15 protein-coding genes and 2 tRNA genes are annotated in these 19,357 nt (G+C 72.9%); 10 read left to right on the top strand and 7 right to left on the bottom strand.

Going from position 1 to position 19,357, the window contains the following annotated elements; genetic code table 11:
• Window positions 1–18: 18 nt before the first annotated feature.
• From HHX30_RS35275 to HHX30_RS35290, 4 genes are all read right to left on the bottom strand, one after another.
• Window positions 19–1,530 (bottom strand): hypothetical protein, encoded by a 1,512-nt coding sequence (locus HHX30_RS35275; RefSeq protein ID WP_169987829.1) that lies wholly within the window; start codon window positions 1,528–1,530, stop codon window positions 19–21.
• Window positions 1,531–1,559: 29 nt separating this feature from the next.
• Window positions 1,560–1,632: transfer RNA gene (locus tag HHX30_RS35280), tRNA-Gln, on the bottom strand.
• Window positions 1,633–1,648: 16 nt separating this feature from the next.
• Window positions 1,649–1,721: transfer RNA gene (locus HHX30_RS35285), tRNA-OTHER, on the bottom strand.
• A gap of 44 nt (window positions 1,722–1,765) precedes the next feature.
• Window positions 1,766–3,178, bottom strand: coding sequence for a hypothetical protein (locus HHX30_RS35290; protein ID WP_211593128.1), 1,413 nt, complete (start codon window positions 3,176–3,178; stop codon window positions 1,766–1,768).
• Between the two features lie 97 nt (window positions 3,179–3,275).
• Here HHX30_RS35290 and HHX30_RS35295 point away from each other — a divergent pair, with 97 nt between their 5' ends.
• Window positions 3,276–3,809 carry a GNAT family N-acetyltransferase gene (locus tag HHX30_RS35295; protein WP_169987831.1) on the top strand — a complete coding sequence of 178 codons (534 nt, stop codon included), beginning with the start codon at window positions 3,276–3,278 and terminating at the stop codon, window positions 3,807–3,809.
• Window positions 3,810–3,852: 43 nt separating this feature from the next.
• Here the strand turns inward: HHX30_RS35295 and HHX30_RS35300 are convergent, their stop codons facing one another.
• On the bottom strand, window positions 3,853–4,302 hold the full coding sequence (locus tag HHX30_RS35300) for a carboxymuconolactone decarboxylase family protein (RefSeq protein WP_169987833.1): 450 nt from the start codon (window positions 4,300–4,302) through the stop codon (window positions 3,853–3,855).
• A gap of 82 nt (window positions 4,303–4,384) precedes the next feature.
• Between HHX30_RS35300 and HHX30_RS35305 the strand changes: the two genes are divergently transcribed.
• From HHX30_RS35305 to HHX30_RS35325, 5 genes are read left to right on the top strand one after another with little or no spacing between them, the layout of a single operon-like run.
• Window positions 4,385–5,263, top strand: a complete 879-nt coding sequence (locus HHX30_RS35305) for a sigma-70 family RNA polymerase sigma factor (protein WP_169987834.1) — start codon at window positions 4,385–4,387, stop codon at window positions 5,261–5,263.
• A 46-nt stretch (window positions 5,264–5,309) separates the two neighbouring features.
• Window positions 5,310–6,299 (top strand): DUF2332 domain-containing protein, encoded by a 990-nt coding sequence (locus HHX30_RS35310; RefSeq protein WP_211593130.1) that lies wholly within the window; start codon window positions 5,310–5,312, stop codon window positions 6,297–6,299.
• A gap of 34 nt (window positions 6,300–6,333) precedes the next feature.
• On the top strand, window positions 6,334–7,074 hold the full coding sequence (locus HHX30_RS35315) for a class I SAM-dependent methyltransferase (RefSeq protein WP_169987836.1): 741 nt from the start codon (window positions 6,334–6,336) through the stop codon (window positions 7,072–7,074).
• Window positions 7,075–7,114: 40 nt separating this feature from the next.
• Complete coding sequence (locus HHX30_RS35320; protein ID WP_169987838.1) at window positions 7,115–7,480, top strand: hypothetical protein; 366 nt, start codon at window positions 7,115–7,117, stop codon at window positions 7,478–7,480.
• Between the two features lie 32 nt (window positions 7,481–7,512).
• The gene (locus HHX30_RS35325; protein ID WP_169987840.1) at window positions 7,513–7,788 is read left to right on the top strand and encodes an iron-sulfur cluster assembly accessory protein; all 276 of its coding nucleotides are present in this window, start codon (window positions 7,513–7,515) and stop codon (window positions 7,786–7,788) included.
• A gap of 73 nt (window positions 7,789–7,861) precedes the next feature.
• Here the strand turns inward: HHX30_RS35325 and HHX30_RS35330 are convergent, their stop codons facing one another.
• Window positions 7,862–8,167 (bottom strand): hypothetical protein, encoded by a 306-nt coding sequence (locus tag HHX30_RS35330; RefSeq protein ID WP_169987842.1) that lies wholly within the window; start codon window positions 8,165–8,167, stop codon window positions 7,862–7,864.
• A gap of 41 nt (window positions 8,168–8,208) precedes the next feature.
• On the bottom strand, window positions 8,209–13,710 hold the full coding sequence (locus HHX30_RS35335) for a non-ribosomal peptide synthetase/MFS transporter (protein ID WP_169987844.1): 5,502 nt from the start codon (window positions 13,708–13,710) through the stop codon (window positions 8,209–8,211).
• A gap of 507 nt (window positions 13,711–14,217) precedes the next feature.
• On the opposite strand from HHX30_RS35335, the gene HHX30_RS35340 reads away from it, so the two are divergent.
• The 4 genes from HHX30_RS35340 to HHX30_RS35355 are packed head-to-tail and all read left to right on the top strand — an operon-like array spanning window position 14,218 to window position 19,351.
• Window positions 14,218–15,144 carry a TauD/TfdA family dioxygenase gene (locus HHX30_RS35340; RefSeq protein ID WP_169987846.1) on the top strand — a complete coding sequence of 309 codons (927 nt, stop codon included), beginning with the start codon at window positions 14,218–14,220 and terminating at the stop codon, window positions 15,142–15,144.
• A 25-nt stretch (window positions 15,145–15,169) separates the two neighbouring features.
• Complete coding sequence (locus HHX30_RS35345; RefSeq protein WP_169987848.1) at window positions 15,170–17,218, top strand: HAD-IIIC family phosphatase; 2,049 nt, start codon at window positions 15,170–15,172, stop codon at window positions 17,216–17,218.
• A gap of 5 nt (window positions 17,219–17,223) precedes the next feature.
• Window positions 17,224–18,498, top strand: a complete 1,275-nt coding sequence (locus HHX30_RS35350) for a glycosyltransferase (RefSeq protein WP_169987850.1) — start codon at window positions 17,224–17,226, stop codon at window positions 18,496–18,498.
• Window positions 18,499–18,526: 28 nt separating this feature from the next.
• Entirely contained in the window at window positions 18,527–19,351 is an 825-nt protein-coding gene (locus HHX30_RS35355; protein ID WP_169987852.1) for an SDR family oxidoreductase, read from the top strand.
• The last annotated feature ends 6 nt before the right edge of the window (window positions 19,352–19,357 follow it).

Consider the following 19,357-nt stretch of genomic DNA (forward strand, 5'->3'; position numbering starts at 1 on the left):
GCGCCCACCGGGGTCCGATCACTCGGGCACATTATCGATCTTGCTGGTCGTCCGAAGGTGCCACGTGAGAACGCGCGCGGTCCGCTCGCCCAGCGCGTCGTACGCCTGTTCAACCAGCGCCGCCAGCTCGTCGCGCAGTGGCTCGGATGGTCCCGCGTACGCGGTGGCCGCCTGCCTGGTGAGCCAGTCGTCCACACCGGCCCGGGCCCGCGCGCGGAGCGGCTCGTCCGGTCCGGTCAGGAGAACCAGGTCCGCCTTGAGCCGGTTCCACATGTCCGTCCGGGTGAGCAGCCGGTGGGCCGCCCGCCGTACGTGCGGGGGACGAACGCCGTCGAGCAACGGCCACAACCGGTCCGGCGGCGGGGGCGCGTCGCGCAGCGCCTCGGCGACGTGGCGGACGACGACCGGCGCGGGATCGACGAGCATCGCGGCGAGGTCGACCCGCGCTCCCAGGCGGCACGCGGCGCGTACGGCCTCCGCCCGCACGCGGGGGCTCTCGTCGGTCAAATAGGGCGAGACGATCGGGGCGTCGGCGGGAGTGCCGCACTCACCCAGCCCGGCGACCAGGTGCCGTAGCCCGTGGCCCGGCGGCTCGTCGAGCAGACGGCGGTAGAACTCCGCCGGGTCGCCGCCCACCCGCCGGACCGCCCACTGCGCGGTCAGCCGCACCGCCGGGGACCCGTCGCCGAGCATGCGCTCCCCGTGCTCTGGTGCGCCGAGCCGCACCAGGGCGGTCAGCGCCGTGGCGCGCACTTGTGCGGCTCGGTTCGCCAGCAGCTCCCGCAGCAGGTCGGGACGGTCCATCTCGGCGACCGCCTCCGCGCACAGCGTCCGGGAGACGATGTCCTCCTCGTGCCGCGCCGCGTGGATCAGATCCGCCTCGCCGATGCGACGGCCGTCGAGGCAGGCCCGATAGGCGAACCGGCGGGTGGGGATGTCGGCGCTGCTCCGCAGGGCCGTGAGGACCTCGTCGCCCGCCCGCGAGAGCGCGTCACGGACCATGCGGACGACCCCTTCGCCGCGTCGCCGCCCCCCGATCCGTACGGCCACCGGCGCGACGGTTCCCAGGGTGGCACCGGTGGGCACCGCGAGCACCTGGTCCAGGACGTCCGCCGCCGCCGACCGCACCTGGGCCACCCAGTCGGCGGCCCGGATCACCAGGATCGGCAGCAGCCGCGGGTCGTGGCGCATGGCCGGATGCCGGACGGCGCGCTCCCGCTCGTGACCGTCATGGGCGCACGCCGCCACAAGCACGGCGAGCGGGGTGTCCGGTTCGGGGGGCCTGCGGCGCAGGCGCCACAGCCTGCGCGGCTCAGGCACTGGAGCGACTGCGGGTGCCGAGTACCACATCGCACGCCGCGCGGAATCGAGTTCGGGCCACAGCCAGGGCGGGGCCGATGCCAGGGCGTCGAGAGCGCGTTCGGCGTGCTCGCGATCGCCCGCCGCCTGCGACAGTGCCGTCCACAGGTCCCACAGCGCGTACCGATGGCCCGGCGCGGCCCTGACGACGAGCGTTTCGACGGCATCCATCCCATCACCATGATCCACGTTGTGGAGGTCCTCGCCGGCCGGGCTCGAACCGGCGCCCACCCGGTCCCAGAGCCGGGCGTTCTACCGCTGAACTACGACGAGGATGCTCCTTCGTGGGCACCGCCGGCCGGGCTCGAACCGGCGCCCACCCGGAGAAAGAGCCGGGCGTTCTACCGCTGAACTACGGCGGGGCCGGTTCCAGTCTGCTCGCCTGTTCCCCGGCCCTGCCACGGAATTAATCACTCTCCCGAGGACCGGGCAGGTCGCCGGTCACGACACCGGCCCGGAGCCCGTGCAGGGCGTCCGGAGCCAGATCGGGCCTGACGGGCCGGCCGCTGAACACCCCGGCCCGGCGCAGCAGGGCCGCCCACACCGGATCGGCGACGGCGACCCCGTGGACCAGCTCCGGGGTGGGCCGGAACACCGCGACACGACGCTTGGCCGCGGGCGCGGTCCAGCCCGACCTCTCCGGGTCCAGTTCCGCCGTACGGCAGGCCGCCTCGACGTCCGCACGGGTGCAGGACGCCGTGCCGTCCAGCACCTCCCAGGGCGGCGGCAGCGCGGCCCAGACCCTGGTGCCGGGATCGACGTCGCCGCCGGTCGAGCGGTGCCAGGCCGCCAGGTCCGCGGCCATCAGCCGCATCGCCTTTCCCGGGCAGGACGCGTCCAGCAGCTCAAGCGCGTTCAGGGAGGCCAGGCACGCGAGCCACCCGGCGCGGGCGGCGTTGTAGGCCCCCGCCAGGGAGTTCCACGTGCTGGAGTCGTCGCCGGGCCGGACGACCATCGTCGCCCGGTCCATGGCCGGCCGCCACCGGTCGCCCAGGAGCCGGGCGGCGTGCCGCATGACCGCCGACCACTGGCCGAGCAGCCGTCCGCGCTCCTCGTCGGTGAGACGGTCCAGCACGTCCGGCGTGGGCCGGACCTGGGCGATCATCCACCAGTCCGCGTCGTCCCCGCACCGCGCGAGCAGGACGTCCGCGATCTCGTCGAAGGGGTTGTCCCGCCCGGAGAGGCTGAACTCGCGGCGCAGTTTGCGGCGCGCCGTGTAGTACGCCACGAAGCAGGCGGCGTCCGGGTCCTTGACGAACCTGTGCAGGGGGACGCGCGCGCCGAAGCCGGTGACGCCGACCATCAGCAGCCGTCGCTTGTCCCGCTCGGTCTCGAGAGTGCCCGCCTTCGCGGCTATGCGGCGCAGCATCCGGAACCGGCGGTTGTACTGTCGCTTCGACAGGTCCATCCCGGCGGCCTCCCGGGCCTCGCGGTTGAGCCGGTCGGCCAGGAAGTCGCTCCGGTCGGGCGTCCATCCGATCGAGTGCCCGGCCCTGCTCGCGTACGCCCGCAGCGACTCGGGGTCGTCGGGGTCCACCTCCGCCGGTCCGTCGAACAGCCGGGCGGCCACCGCCACCTGGCGCGCTCCGCCGACGGGGCGCGCGTAGTCGTCCGGCATCGAGGTGAACCACGCGGCGCCGCGCGAGGAGTGCCGCGCGGCACGGGCGAGTACGTTGCGCTCGCGGCCCGTCAGCCGCCCCGCGAGCGCCTGGAGGACCAGTTCGGCGACGTCCTCCGGCCGGCAGCGGCGGTCCAGCGAGCCGTGCAGTTCGGCCAGCGCCTTCCGACGGGAGCGCTCGGAACCCTTGCGGTGCTTCATGCGCGCCATGATGTCCGCGAAGCCGCCGGGAATCGATCGGTTATCCGCGGGTGGAAAACCGCTGGGCGTACGGCCCGCGGCCGGGGAGACTTCGGGCATGCACGACACCATCGCGGCGGGCCCTGTCACGCTGCGGCCGCTGACGGCCGCGGACGCGGACGAGATGACGGGAGTGCTGGCGGGGGAGGAGCTGTACTCCTTCATCGGCGGAACCGCGCCCACCCTGGCCGAACTGCGCGCCCGGTACGAGGCGCTCGAAGCCCGCCGGTCCCCGGACGGACGGCAGGAGTGGCTCAACTGGGTCATCCGCCGCGACACCGACGGCCGGGCGGTCGGCTACGTCCAGGCGACGGTGGTGGACGAGGGGCGGCGGGCCGAGATCGCATGGGTGGTGGGGAGCGCCTGGCAGGGCCGGGGGTACGCGACGCAGGCCGCCACCGCGCTGGCCGGATGGCTCCGTGACAGGAGGGTCACCCGGATCGAGGCCCACATCCACCCCGATCATGAGGCGTCCATGAAGGTGGCCGGCCGGATCGGCCTGCTGCCCACCGAACGCGTCGAGGACGGCGAGCGTCTGTGGATCTGGGAACGGCCGGCCCGCACCGCCGGTTTCCGCTCCACGGCCGGGTAGCCGGAGGCCCATGGCCGGGCCCCCGGCGTACCCCCGCCCCGGCTCACCAGGTCTTGCCGGCCTGCTCCCGGATCGTGTGGTTGATGCGGTTGAAGAAGTTGGTCAGCGCGATGTTCAGGATGATCGCGGACAGCTGCTTGTCGTCGAAGTGGGCGGCGGCGGCGTCCCAGATCTCGTCGGTCACGCCCGGGGCGCCGTCCTGGATCCGGGTGGCGGCCTCGGCCAGCGCGAGCGCCGCCCGCTCCCCGTCGGTGAAGAACGGCGTCTCGCGCCACGCGACCACGTTGTGCAGCCGCTCGTCGGTCTCTCCGTGCTTCTTCGCCGACGCGACCCCGGCGAACACGCACGGGGCGCAGCCGTTGATCTGGCTGGCGCGCAGGTGGACCAGCTCGAGCACGAGCGGGTCGGCGCCACCGGCCTGGATCGCCTTGTTGAGGTGCTGGATCGCGGTGAAGACGTCGGGGCTCACCGTGCTCTTCATGCGTGCTTCCATTGTTCCCGCTCCTTCATCGGTTACCTGAGCCCGTCCGGGCCCGTCATCTCCATGACGGAGCAGAGCCGAGGAAGGTAACGACATGTCCCACAACAGTCCCGAGGACCGGGTGACCGAGGCGTTCGAGGCCGAGCGCGACCGGCTGCGCGCCGTCGCCTACCGGATGCTCGGATCGCACGCCGACGCCGAGGACGTGGTCCAGGAGGCATGGCTGCGGCTGTCCCGGCAGGAGACCGCGACGATCCACAACCTCGCCGGCTGGCTGACCACGGTGGTCGGCCGCATCAGCCTCGACGTCCTGCGATCGCGTCAGGCGCGCGCTGAGGCGTCCTACGACAACCGGCTCCCCGAACTCGTGGTGACGGTCGACGACGGCCCCGCGCCGGAGGACGACGTGGCGCTCGCCGACTCGGTCGGGCTCGCGCTCCTCGTCGTCCTCGAGTCGCTCCGACCGGACGAGCGGCTGGCATTCGTGCTGCACGACCTGTTCGCGGTGCCGTTCGACGAGATCGGCCAGATCCTCGGCAAGTCGACCGCCGCCGCCAAGATGCTCGCCAGCCGCGCCCGCAGGAAGGTGCAGGCGACCGAGCGGCGGACGGCCGTGGGACAGGAGCAGCGCGAAGTGGTCCAGGCGTTCCTGGCGGCGGCTCGCCGCGGCGACTTCGAGGGGTTGCTGCGCGTGCTCGACCCCGACGTGAGGCTGACCGCCGACACTCCCGATGGTGTGGTCGTCACCCTCGGCGCCACCGCGGTCGCCGCCGGCGCGCGGCTGTCCGCCGGCGCAGCCGCGCGGAGGCGCGTGCTGCTCGTCGACGGCCTTCCCGGAATCGTGGCCTGGCGCGAGGACGGCGCACTGCTCTCGGTCGTCTCGTTCACCGTCGCCGGTGGCCGGGTCACCGGCATCACGGTCGTGACCAACCCCGAGCGGCTCGCGTCGCTGGACCTGCCGGGTCCGGAGTGAACGCGCCGGCGGCTCCGGAACACTTCGCGCGCTCCGGCCTGATTCGATGGAGCCCTGGGCGTTCCTGGAGGAGGCGGGCATGGAGACGGCGGAGTGGTACAGGTACTTCGCGGAGCGCGAGGTCAGGGGACACAGCCCGGCCTACGAGGCGCTCGGCCTCGGGATCGCCGCCGACCCCGTGCTGCTCGGGCTGATCGACGGCCTGCCGGAGCCGAAGAGGCAGCCGAACCTGCTGCTCGCGGCGGTGCGCTACCTCGGCGGGCCGTACGACGAGTTCGGCCGCTTCCGGGAGTGGACCGTACGCCACTGGGCCGAGGTGCGGGAGACGGTGCTCGCCCGAAGGACGCAGACCAACGAGGCGGGGCGGTGCGCGAGCCTGCTGCCGGTGCTGGCGGCGCTGCCGCAGCCGCTGGCCCTCGTGGAGGTGGGCGCGTCGGCGGGGCTGTGCCTGTACCCGGACCGGTACCGCTACCGGTACGACGACGGGCCCGAAATCGGGCCGGCCGGGAGCCCTGTCCTGCTCACCTGCCGGACGAACGGGAAGGTGCCGGTGCCGGAGCGCCTCCCCGAGGTGGTGTGGCGGGCCGGGCTGGATCTCGACCCGGTCGACGTACGCGACGACGAGGCGGTGCGCTGGCTGGAGTGCCTGGTGTGGCCGGAGCAGGAGGACCGGCTGGCGCGGCTGCGCGGGGCGGTGCGGATGGCGAGACAGGACCCGCCGCGTCTGGTCCGCGGGGACGCCGTGGCGGCCCTGCCCGGTCTCGTCGCCGCCGCGCCGGCCGGGGTGACGGTCGTCGTCTTCCATAGCGCGGTCATGCCCTACCTGGACGCCGAGGCGCGGAACCGCTTCGTGGCGCTCGTACGGACCCTGCCGGTGCGGTGGATCTCCAACGAGGGCTCGCCCCGGCTGCCCGCACTGGCCGCGAGGCTGACGGCCGGCCTGCCGGACAGGCGGCTGGCGTTCCTGCCCGCGCTCGACGGGGAGCCGCTCGCGATGGCCGGGCCGCACGGCGAGTGGCTCGACTGGCTCGCATGAGGAGCCCCATCCGGTGGGGCGGATACTGAGGATCATGACCGTCTATGACCAGATCGGCAGGACCTACAGCGCCGCCCGCAGGCCCGACCCGAGGCTGGCGGCCCGGATCGTCGCCGCGCTCGGGGACGCCGCGACGGTCGTCAACGTAGGGGCGGGCACGGGGTCGTACGAGCCGCCGACGACCCTGCTCGCGGTCGAGCCCAGCACGGTGATGATCGCCCAGCGGCCGCCGGGGTCGGCCCCCGTGCTGCGCGCCCGGGCCGAGGCCCTTCCCCTCGCCGACGGCGTGGCCGACGCCGCCATGGCCCTCCTGACCGTGCACCACTGGACGGATCTCGCGGCCGGGATCGCCGAGTTGCGCAGGGTCGCGCGGCGCCGCGTGGTGATCCTCACCTGGGATCAGGAGCTCACCCGTGACTACTGGTTCCTCAGGGAGTATCTGCCCGAGGGCGCGGCGCTGGACGACGCCCGCGCCGCCTCGATCGCCGGCCTCGTCCGGCTGCTCGGCGGCGCGAGGGTCGAGGCAGTGCCCATCCCCCACGACTGCACCGACGGGTTCGGCGCCGCCTACTGGCGCAGGCCCGAGGGCTACCTCGATCCCGTGGTCAGGTCCGGCATGTCGGTGCTGGCCCAACTCGACCAGGCGGTCGTACGGCCGGCCCTGGACCGGCTCGCCGCCGACCTGGAGTCGGGCCGCTGGCACGAGCGCCACCGCGACCTGCTCGGCCTGGAGGAGTACGACGTCGGATACCGGCTGCTCGTCGCCGACCTGTGAGCGGGCGTGGGATCCGCGCACCGGAGGGTAAGGACACCCTGTGGACACGGAGCGGCTGCGCCAGGTCGTGGACGAGATCTTCCACGGCCGTCCCCATGCCACGCGACGCGACCTCTACTCGGCCGCCGCCGCGGACGTCCACGTGCCGGCCGAGACCCTCGCCCTTCTGAACGAGATCCCCGAGGGCTCCTACAGCCGCGGGGAGATGCTGGAGGCCATTGAGGGAGCCGTACGGACCCGGGACGAGGCGGAGCGGAGGGCGCGGCCACCGGAGCAGATCACCGCGCTGGAGGACACGGCCGAGGCCGAGCACGCCATCGCCGACGACACCACGCTGGGCGCGCTGATCCAGGAGAACACCGGTCCTCCACCGGACGCGCCGCGGTTCCGGGAGCCGGGCGAGTGAGGACGCGTGAGCAGACACACGGGAGGCGCGTCGTGCTGACAGTCACCGACCACGCCGTTCAGGCCATCCGCGATCTGATGGTGGGGGAGTATCTCCCCGACGAGGCGGGCCTGCGCATCGCGGCCAAGCCGGGCGAGCCCGCCTCGCTGGAGCTGTCGCTGGTCAGCGCGCCCTTCTCGGGCGACGAGGTGATCGAGAGAGCGGACGTGCGCGTCTTCCTCGAACCGGAGGTCGCGCAGGCCGTCGGCGGCAAGACCCTGGACGCCGAGACCGGTCCCGGCGGCCGCCCGACCTTCCGTCTCACCTAGTGCGGTGACCAGGAACGTTCGCCGGGTGTGATCAGGCGGCATGGGCCCGGGGGCGACCCCGTGCCTCAGGCGCTCACTGGTCGCCCTCGTCCTCCTCCTCATCGTCGGGCGGCAGGCCGGTGCCGGCCACCGTGTCGGCGAGCTGGTCGTCGTCGAGCCGTCCGGTCGGCGGCTGCCCGAGCGTCCCTCCTCCGGAGGCGCCGCCGCCCGAGATTCCCTTGCCGCCGACGATGCCGGCGGCGTCGAGATCCGCCTGCTCCACCGATCCCTGCCGCGTGGCGCGGATGCCGGGCGTCCGGTTCTTGAACCGCGGGTCGTCCTGCGCGTTCGTCGCCAGCTCCTCGGCGAGCTGCTTCGGGTTCATCTTCTTCTCGTCCATACGGGCCGCCGTACCCGGCGGCCCGCGTGCCATTCACATACTCACAGCTCGGACGGAACCCGCTGCGGCGGGACGTGCCGCTGCTCCTGCCTGCTGCGCAGCGCCTCCAGGCCGACCAGGTCGTCCGGCTCGGCGTCCGGGGTCTCCTGGTCGAACCTCGCCAGGGCCGGGTGCCGCAGGGCCAGCGTGATCGTGATCGCGATGGCCAGGCCGCACACGATGTACAGCAGGCCGATGCCGCGGCCGTCTCCCGTGCCGATGACCTTCCCGACCGTGTCGGCCAGCGGCCCGTCCGGCCGCATCAGCGGTTCGAAGACCAGCCCCACCAGCCAGGCCTGTACGGCCAGGCCGACCGGCTGGGTCGACAGCGCGAGCATCCGGTTGATCGCGATGACCCGGGCGTGGTAGCGCTGGGGCACCTTCGAATGGATGATCGTCAGCCAGATGCCGTCGCTGATCGTCATCATCAGCGACATGCCGAACGCGCCGAGCGTGATCAGGATGAGCGACGGCCGCAGACCGGCGATCGCGCAGAAGATCCCGAGCACTCCGGCGGCCGCCAGCATGCCGAACATCCGGCGGTCGCGCGGGCCGCCCCACAGCGTGATGATCAGGCCGCCGCAGACCGCCCCGATGCCCGCGAGCACCGCGACCCGCCCGGTGTCGGCCAGTTCGCCGACCGACAGCACCAGCGGCGGGATCATGATGAACCCGGTGAACAGGAAGAAGTTCACGATGAACATCGTGAAGGCCATCGCCCGCAGGCCCCGCCGCCGGAGCAGGTAGCGGAAGCCGTTGCGGATCTCGGCGGAGACGGTCTCCCGGCGCCGCCAGGCCATCGTGGCCGGGAAGCGGACCAGCAGGGTCACTCCGAACGCGATCGCGTAGCAGACCACGTTGGCGGTCAGGATGCCCTCGATGCCGATCAGCGCCAGCACGGCGACGGAGAAGAGCGGCACCATGAGCTGGGCCACGGCGTTGCCGAGCTGGACGACGCCGCCGACGTGGTGCAGGTAGTGCTTGGGCGCGAGCTGTGGCCCCGCCGACTGCCAGGCCACCCGTTGCAGGGTCACCGATATCGACAGCAGCACCAGCAGGCCGTACAGCAGGGGCATGCTCAGCACGTCGCCGGCCATCAGCGCGAGCAGCGCGGCCTGCACGGCCAGGGACATGCCGTCGGCGGCGAGCATCGCCCGTTTGCGGTCGTACCGGTCGACCAGCGCGCCGATCAGCGGCGCGAGGATCAGCCCCGGCACCAGCCCGACGATGGCGAACAGGCCGAACTGCACCAGCGAGCCGCTCTTCAGGTACGCCCAGATCGGCACGGCGAACTCGGTCATCACCGCGCCGATCATGGAGACGATCTGGCCCGTCGCCACCGTGAAGAACCGGCCGAGGCTGGGCTGCGGCCCGTCCGTGTCGGCCTTCCGGTCGGACGAGACGGCCTCCCGCCACCAGGTGGCCGTGTCACCGGGCGCCGGGACGTGCCACTCCTCGGGACGGTCCACCGAGGTGTGCGCGGTGGTGACGATCGCGGCCAGCTCCTCGGTGCGGTACCGGAGGAAGTAGTGCCCGGCCTCGGCCAGCACCACCAGCGCGGTGGTCTCGGAGACGCAGTGCCAGTCGCGGTAGCGCTCCTCGTAGAAGTCGGTCAGCGCGTCGCGGTCGCCCACGATGGAGATCACCGGGGCGCGCAGCTGCGGGCTCTGCTGCTCGACCAGCTCGCTGAAGTAGTCCTCACCGGCCCGCGCGTCCACCCGCATCGTGCTGATGATGTGGTCGACCTGCTCGGGGTCGAGGTCCTGCAGGTCGGCGCCCATCGCGCGCAGCCAGTTGGCGTGCGCGTTGGCGTTGTCCAGCGCCTTGCTGCGGAAGATCCGGCCGAGCAGGCCGTTCAGGCCCTTCGTGGGGGTGGCGAACGGGAAGCTGCCGCCCGTGTAGACGGCCTCGACGCGCCGCCCCGCCGCCTCCAGCCTGCGGGCGATCTCGGCGGTGAGCGCGCTGCCGACGCAGTGGCCGTACAACGCGACCGGGCCGCGCACGCGCTCGACGACCTCGTCGCAGACCCGCTGGGCGGCCTCGTGGAACGGGATCGTGCTCTCCTCGACCCCGAGCTCGTGGCCCGGCAGGGCGACCGAGAACAGCGAGTGCCCGGCCGGCAGCGCGTCGGCCAGCGGCTGGTAGACCATGGCGCTCGCCCCGCCGTACGGGATGCAGACGAGCGACAGCACCGGGGCCTTGACCGGCCGGGTGAGCTCGACGAGCAGGCCGCGCGGGCCCTCGTCCGCGGCGCCCTCCGGCGCCCCGTTGGCGGCGTCGACCAGCGCGGCCAGCTCCCGCACCGTGCGGTTGGCGATCGCGTCGAGGACGGTCACCTGGTAGCCGTCGGCGGGCAGCACCTGCCGGAGCTTGGCGACCATGCGGATGAGCAGCAGCGAGTGCCCGCCGAGCGCGTTGAAGTCGCTGTCGATCGAGATCGCGTCGATGCCGAGGACCTCCCGCCAGACCCCGGCCACCGCGATCTCGGTCTCGGTCTCCGGCTCGGCCAGGTCCTCGCCGACCCGGACGACCGGATCGGGCAGCGCCTTGCGGTCCACCTTGCCGTTGGCGTTGAGCGGGATGGTCTCCAGCGGCACGAACACCGACGGGACCATGTAATCCGGCAGCCTTGCCGTGCAGTGCTCGGCCAGGTCGTCAAGGTCCCGCGCCTCGGGCACGTAGTAGGCGACCAGCCTCTTGTCCTCGGGCGTGAACGCGTGCACGGTGACGACCGCGTCCCGGACGCCGGGGTGGTCGAGGACGGCCGCCCTGACCTCGTCCAGCTCGATGCGGTAGCCGCGGATCTTCACCTGGTCGTCGAACCGGCCGAGGAAGGCCACGTCGCCGTCCCGGGTCCAGGCCACCCGGTCGCCGGTGCGGTACATCCGCCCGCCCTCGAAGAAGGGGTCGGGGAGGAACCGCTCCTCGGTGAGGTCCGGGCGGTTCATGTAGCCGCGGGTCACGCCCACGCCGCCGACGTACAGCTCGCCCGGCACGCCGACCGGCTGCAGCCGCCGGTTCGCATCGAGGACGTACATCCGCATGTTGGGCAGCGGACGGCCGATCGGCACGACCTCCACGAGCTGGGCGTCCCGCACCGGGTAGATGCACGTGCCGACCGACGCCTCGGTGGGGCCGTACTCGTTGACGAGCCGCCCCGGGCCGAGCATCTCCATCCATCGGTTGGCCATCGACCCGGGCAGCGCCTCGCCCGCCACGACGATCACGCCGGCGAGCGCCTCGGCCTGCCGGGCGTCGATCTGGTGGCCGAGCACCTCCAGGTGCCCGGGGGTGCACTTGATGAAGCTGTAGGGCCCGCCCGCGACGAGCAGCGCGCCCAGCTCACCCATGTCGAAGTCCTGCTCCAGCACCGTGACCCGCTGCCCGGTGACGAGCGGCGCCCACAGGTTCGGGACCACGAGGTCGAAGGCCACCGAGCCGAACAGCGGCGCTCCGCCGTCGCCCTGGCTCGCCAGGTCCTCCACGGCCCACCACACGTGGTTCACCAGGCCGCGGTGGGTGACCTGCACGCCCTTCGGCTTGCCCGTGGACCCCGACGTAAAGATCACATAGGCCAGCCGGTCGATGTCGTACGGCACGCCCACCGGCTCGCGCGGCCGGTCGTCGAGCACCCCGCTCTCCACGTCCACGACCTCGGCGCCGTCGAACAGGTGCGCGTGCCCCGCTGAGGTCAGGACCAGCGGGGTCGCGGCGATCGACAGCATGTCGCGGACGCGCTGCGCGGGAAACTTGGGATCCATCGGCAGGTAGGCCGCGCCCGCCTTCCACACGCCCAGCAGACAGGCGATCAGCTCCGGGCTCCGGTCGAGCAGCACGCCCACCGTGTCCTCCGGGCCGACGCCCCGCTCGCGCAGCAGGTGGGCGACCTGGTTGGCGCGGGCGTGCAGTTCGGCGTAGGTGGTCGTGCGGCCCTCGAAGGAGACCGCGACCGCGTCCGAATCCGCGTGGCGCTCCAGCAGCTCGGGCAGGGCCACGTCCGGGTACGGCCGCGCCGAGTCGTTCCACGTTCCGAGGACGAGCTCGCGCTCGGCGTCGGTGACCAGGTCGAGCCCGGCCAGCGGGGCGTCCGGCGCGGCGGCGATCCGCTCGGCCAGCGCCCGGTAGTGCCCGGCCATGCGGGCGATGGAGTCCGCGTCGAAGCGGTCCTTCTGGTAGGTCAGATAGAGCTCGGGGTCGCCCGTGCCGTTCAGGTGCACCAGCAGCGCGAGGTCGTAGGTGAAGTCGTCGACCTCGTGCTCCCAGACCGACGCCTGCAGCCCGGGCCAGCGCCCCCGCTGGTCGCGGAAGACGCGCAGCGAGAAGCCGACGGTCGACAGCGAGAAGTTGCGGGCGTCCCGGTCGCTCAGCGCCCCGGCCAGCTCGGAGAACGGCAGGTGGTTGGTGAGCGCCTCGCCGAGCCTGCGCCGCACCCCGGCGGCGGCCTCGCGGAACGACGGGTCGCCCGACAGGTCGGCGCGCAGCGGCAGGGCGTTGACGAAGCAGCCCAGCACGGGCTCCAGTTCCACCCGGCGCCGGCCGCCGTCCACCGTGGCGATCGTCAGGTCGCCCTGTCCGGTGTAGCGCGCCAGCAGCATCGAGAAGACGGTGAGCAGGGCCACGAACGGGGTGGTGCCGGGGCCGCCGGCCTCCCGCAGCGCGCGCAGGACCTCGTCCGGCAGCGTGAACAGGTGACAGTCGCTCCGGTTGCCCTCGACGACGGCCTGGCCGTCCCGCGCGATGGGAAGCTCCACCGCGCTCGCGCCGTCCAGCCGGTCGCGCCAGTACGCCAGGCGCCGCTCGCGCTGCTCGCCGCTCAGCTCACGCCGAGACCAGGCCGCGTAGTCGGCGTACTGGAGCGGGGGCGGGGCCACCCCGGCGGGACGGCCCTCGTGGACGGCCGCGTACACGCTGGTCAGCTCGTCCACGATGATGCCGACCGACCACCCGTCGCACGCGATGTGGTGGCAGACGAACATCAGCACGTGGTCCTCGTCGGCCAGCCGGACCAGCGTCGTGCGGTGGACCGGCCCGGTCTCCAGGTCGAAGCGCTCGACGGCGGCCCGGCTCGTGATCTCCCGGGCCCGGCCCTCCCGCTCGGCCTCCGGCAGGTCCCGCAGGTCGACGACGTCGAGCGGCGCCGGCCCGGGGTCGAGGACGATCTGGCGGGGCTCGTGTCCGTCGCCCTCGTAGACCGTACGCAGGATCTCGTGGCGTTCGACCAGGCTGTCCAGGGCGACGGTCAGGGCCCGGACGTCGAGCGGGCCGGTCAGCCGCAGGCCGATGGTGGCGTTCGGCGCCGGGGCGCCCTCCGCGAAGCGGGCGCCGAGCCACATCTGGGTCTGCTCGTAGGAGCAGGGGGCGGGTCCGTCCCCACGGGGGGCGATCACGCTCGCGGCGGCGGCTCTGGCGGCTCTGGCGGCGAGCAGCCGGCGCAGCGCCTCCTGCCTGCGTGGGGAAAGCGACGCTATTAGATGCTCGTTGTCAGTCGTCGGCGATATCGTCACCGAGCGTTCTCCTCTCTGCGCAGTAATGCGCAGGACCAGCTGACCACGCAGAAAAGTGGTTGAACCAGAAAACGCTTTGATCGTCGATTCCGCAGGACCTCGCCGCGTATCTCGCCGCGTTCGAGCCGAGATGCGTGGGAGCGCTCCCACAAAACGGATTATTTCACGATACGGGATGTGAGTCTGGTAACGCAAGCCTCACTTCGACCTGCGATCAGGCGCGAAGAGTAAGGGGAAACCGACCTTCCGTCATCGATTGCGGGCGGCCGAACATGAGTGGTCGTCGGCACTGCCGGCGGACACACGATCATGTCGAGTAATTTGACTGCCGACGTCGAGCGAACGGGATTAAACATGTTTCTTGCGCGTAAGCCGACCCTGGTTCTATGTTGGCCGCCGGAATCTATTGCCGCAGGGGCGCCGCCTATTCGAGGGCCCGCCTGCCTCCTTAATTCGACTTTTTCCCCGTGCTCGGCCGTGGCCGGATCCCGTGCAGAAGGAGGACGCATGGACGACTTCTGGAAGCCCCTGGAAATAACCCCCGACGGCTCCGCCGCCACCCCCGAGGGGCTGGTGGAACGGCTGCGCGAAACGAAGGTGGGCGACCTACTGGTCCGCGAGAAGGCGCTCGTCTTCCGGGGGTTCGGCGTCACACCCGAGACCCTCGACGCCGTCATGGACATGCTGCTGCCCAACCGGCTGGCGTACGTCCACGGCAACTCGCCCCGCACCAAGGTGGGCGGCAACGTCTACACCTCGACCGAGTACCCGCCCGAGTACACGATCTCCATGCACAACGAGCTGTCGTACTCCGCCACCTGGCCCTCCCGGCTGCTGTTCTACTGCGAGAAGGCGGCCGAGAGCGGCGGGGCGACTCCCGTCGTGGACGGTGTGCGCTGGCTGGAGTCGCTCGACGACGAGGTCAGGGAGGCGTTCGCCAAGGGGGTGCGCTACACCCAGAACCTGCACGCCGGCCGTGGGCTCGGCAAGAGCTGGCAGGAGACGTTCGAGACCGAGGACCGCGACGAGGTGGCCGAGTTCCTCGACCGCATCGGGGCGGACTGGCAGTGGCGTCCCGACGGCGGCGTACGGGTCTCGCAGGTCAGGCCCGCCACCACCCGGCACCCCGTGACCGGTGCCGAGGTGTGGTTCAACCAGGCCGACCAGTGGCATCCCGCCTCGCTGGGCGACGAGACCGCCGCCATGCTCGCCGAGCTCATGCCGCCGGAGGAGCTGCCGCAGTCGGTGACGTTCCCCGACGGCGCCCCGATCCCCGGCGAGTACGTCATCCAGGCCCGTGACCGCGGCCTGGACAACGCGGTGGACGTCGACTGGCGGGAGGGCGACCTGCTGCTGATCGACAACGTGCTGGTCGGGCACGGCCGCAGGCCCTTCGCCGGCTCCCGCCGCATCCTCGTCGCCATGTCCGACTGATCACGCTCTCGAAAGGGAAACCGCTGTGGACAAGATCGGGCTGGGGGTCGCCGCGACCTTCACCGCCGAGCCGCTCGGGGACGCCCTGCGGTTCTGGCTCGCCGAACTGGACGTCGAGGGGGACGTCGCCTTCGCTCCGTACGACCAGGTCTTCCCCTCGCTCCTCGACCCGGGCAGCGTGCTCGGCCGGGCCGGCGCCGCGGTCGTCCTCGTCCGCGCGGAAGATCTGGACCGTGACCCGGAGGACGGGCCCGGCGAGCTGGACGCCGTGGCCACCGACCTCGCCGCCGCGCTGCGGGCCTCGGCGCGCGCGTCCGGCGCGCCCCACGTGCTCGTCGTCTGCCCTCCCTCGCCCGAGCACGGCTCGCCCGAGGCCCACGCGCGCTTCGCGGCCGGGCTGGCCCGGGCGTTCGAGGGCGACCGGGCCGTGTCCGTGCTCACCTCCGCCGAGCCGTACGAGCCGGAGCCGGAGGACATCCACGACGCCTTCGCCGATCGGACCGGCAACGTCCCCTACACCGACCGCTACTTCGCCGCGCTGGCCGCCGCGGTCGCCCGCCGCCTGCACGCCGTGACCACCCCGCGTCCCAAGGTCGTCGTCGCGGACTGCGACGGCACGCTCTGGGACGGCGTGGTCGGCGAGGACGGCCCCGACGGCGTCGTCATCGGCCCGCAGCGGTTGGAGATCTGGCGGGAGCTGGCCCGCCAGGTCGCCGCGGGCAGGCTGCTGTGCCTGTGCAGCAAGAACGAGGAGAAGGACGTCCGCGAGGTGTTCGCCAGGCATCCGGAGCTGCCGGTCGGCCTGGACGACGTCACCGCGATGCGCGTCGGCTGGGAGGCCAAGCCGGACGCGCTGCGCTCGCTCGCCGCCGAGCTCGACCTCGGGCTCGACTCCTTCCTGTTCCTCGACGACAGCCCGGTCGAGTGCGCCGAGGTCCGGGCCGGCTGCCCCGAGGTGCTGACGCTCCAGCTTCCGGCCGACGCGGCCGGGGCCGCGGACTTCCTGCGGCACTGCTGGCCGCTCGACGTGACGTCCGTGACCGCGGCCGACCGCGAGCGCACCCGGCGCTACCAGGAGGAACGGCGGCGCGACCAGGCCAGGGGCGAGATGTCGCTCGCCGACTTCTTCGCCACGCTCGACCTGCGGGTGACCATCACCCCGGCCGGTCCCGAGCACGAGGCCCGGGCCGTTCAGCTCGCCGAGCGGACCAACCAGTTCAACCTGGGGACGCGCCGCCTGGACGGCGAGGAGAAGTTCGTCGTGGACGTGCGCGACCGCTTCGGCGACTACGGCGTCGTCGGCCTCACCGACGTACGGACGGAGGGGGACACGCTGCGCGCCGGCGCGTTCCTGCTGAGCTGCCGGGCGCTCGGGCGCGGGGTGGAGCACCGCATGCTCGCGCACCTGGGGACGCTCGCGCGGGAGCGCGGGCTGGCCCGGGTGGCCCTGGCTTTCCGGGCGACCGAGCGCAACCGGCCGGCCAGGGACTTCCTCGCCGCCCTGCCCGCGAGGGTGGAGCCGGACGGCGAGGAGACGGCCTGGTACGTCCTCGACGCGGGCGACGCGGCGGCCGTCGTCCACACGCCGGGCCCTGCTGAGGAGAGGGCAGCGGGGCCCGTCCGGACCGTCGAAGCGGCCGCTCCCGCCGGTTGGGCGGCTGTCGAACGGATCGCGACCCGGCTGACCGGCGCCGACGCGATCCTCGACGCCATGCGGGCCGCCCGCCCCGTGACGGAGGTTGCGGGGGCGAGCCCCGTCGAGGCGACCGTCATGCGGTTGTGGGCCGAGCTGCTCGACACGGCGCCGACCTCGGTGGACGACGGCTTCTTCGAGCTGGGCGGCCACTCGCTGCGGCTGGTGCAGTTCATGGCGCGGGTCCGCGCCGAGTTCGGCGTCGAGCTTCCCTTCGACACGCTCTACACCACCTCGTTCACCGTCGCCGAGGTCGCCAAGGTGATCGAGGAGCGGCAGCTCGCCGACACCGACGACGATGAGCTGGCCGGACTGCTCGACGAGCTCGCGGGCCTGTCGGACGAGGAGATCGACGCCCTGCTCGAATCCGGGAACGGCTGATCCGCATGGCGACGATGCTGCTGAGCACCCACGGCACCAACGGCGACGTGCTCCCGTTCGTACGGATCGGGCGCGAGCTGGCCGAGCGCGGCCACGACGTCATCGTCATGACGCACTCCTGGTTCGCCGACCGGATCGCCGCCGCGGGCCTGCGGCACCTGCCCATCGACACGGCGGAGGGCTACGACCGGCACCTGGACGACGCCCGGCGGTACATGCTCGATCCCCTGAAGGACCCCGAAGGGGTGCTCGCGCTCTACCGGCGCAACGGCCTGTTCGAGCTGCTCGCCGACGAGGTCCGCATGGTCGAGGCGCACTACCGGCCGGGCGACACCGTGGTGGTCGCCCGGCACACCTCGGGCATCGCCGGGCTGATGGCCGCCGAGCTCCGCGGGGTCCCGGTGGCGCTGGTGTCGGTCACGCCCCATCAGTACGTCTCGCTGCCGGTGCTCGGGAACCTCTTCCGGCGCGTGCTCGGCCAGGGGTACGACGAGGTCTTCGAGTCGTTCGGCCTGCGTCCGGTCCGCGACTGGGCCGCCTATCTGACGAGTGCCGCGACGCAGCTCGCGCTGTGGCCGGAATGGTTCGACGCCGCGGGCCAGCCGGCGCCGGAGGGCGTCGTGCGCTGCGGGTTCGTGCTCGGCGACACGGCGGAGGGGCCGGTCCCGGACTGGACCGACCCGCCCGTGCTGATCACCGGTGGCACCGGGCAGGTGCTGCACGACCGGTTCTACGACGTCGCGGCGCGGGCGTGCCGGCGGATCGGGAGGCGTGCCCTGCTGGTGAACAGGCACCCGGCGTTCCAGCCGGAGTCGCTGCCCGACGGGATCGACTGGGTGCCCTCGGCGCCGTTCGCCTCGTTCATGCCCCGTGTCGCCGCCGTCGTCCATCATGGGGGGATCGGCACGCTCGCCCGGGCGCTGTCGTCGTCGACCCCGCAGGTGCTGCTGGCGCACGGCGTGGACCGGCCGGACAACGCCGAGCGGCTCGACCGCGCGGGCGTCGCGCGATGGCTGCCCGTGTCCCGATGGGACGAGGAGCGGACGGCCCGGCTGCTGGCGCGGGCGCTGGACGACGACGGATACCGGGAGCGGATCGCGCCGCTCGCGGCGAACGCCGCGTCGGAGGACGCCGTACGGCTCGCGGCCGATCACGCCGAGGCGCTGATCGGCACCGACGCGATCATGAAGCGGCCGGATCCGCGCGAGCGGCTGGCGCGGCTCACGCCCCGGCAGCGGGAGCGTCTGGCCCTCATGGCCCGCGCCCGGCGGAGCGTGTAGAGAAGGACCTTCCGGGTACGCCGGGCCCATGGCGGACACGGCGGCGCCGATTTCGCGCTTCGACTACGACAAGGTGGCGATCGTCACCGGAGCCGACTCGGGCATCGGGCGGGCGACGGCGGTGACGCTCGCCGCCCAGGGCTTCGACGTCGGCGTCACCTGTCACCGGGACGAGAAGGGCGCGCGGGAGACGGCCGACGAGGTCGTGGAGCAGGGCCGCCGCGCGGCCGTGCGGCGGCACGACCTGACCGACCCGGTGGCCGCGGCGGCCGTGGTCGACGAGCTCGCCGACGAACTGGGCGGCCTCGGCGTGCTGGTGAACAACGCGGGCACCGGCACGGCCGAGCCACTCCTGGAGATCGGTTACGACCGGTGGCGGTCGGTCCTCGCGGTCGACCTCGACGGGCCGTTCCTGTGCTCGCAGCGCGCCGCGCGCCGGATGATCGAACGCGGCGCGGGCGGGCGGATCATCAACGTGACCAGCGTCCACGAGGACTATCCCCGCCTCGGGGCCGGGCCGTACTGCGCGGCCAAGGGCGGTCTGCGCATGCTCAGCCGCACGCTCGCGCTGGAGCTGGCCAGGCACGGCATCACGGTCAACACGATCGCGCCGGGAGAGATCGCGACCCCGATGACCGGCCAGGAGGACCAGCCGCCGCGGCCCGGCACCCGGCCCGGCTACCCCCTGGGCCGTCCCGGGGACGCCCGCGAGGTCGCCGCCGTGATCGCCTTCCTGGCCGGGCCGGCCTCGTCGTACGTCACCGGCGCGTCGCTGTTCGTGGACGGCGGGCTCGGCCTGATGGGCCCGCAGGCCGCCGGGGACATCGACAAGGACATCTGGTCCTCCCGCTGACCGGGT

This window comes from Microbispora sp. H10836 (assembly GCF_012999525.1).
Classification (GTDB): domain Bacteria; phylum Actinomycetota; class Actinomycetes; order Streptosporangiales; family Streptosporangiaceae; genus Microbispora.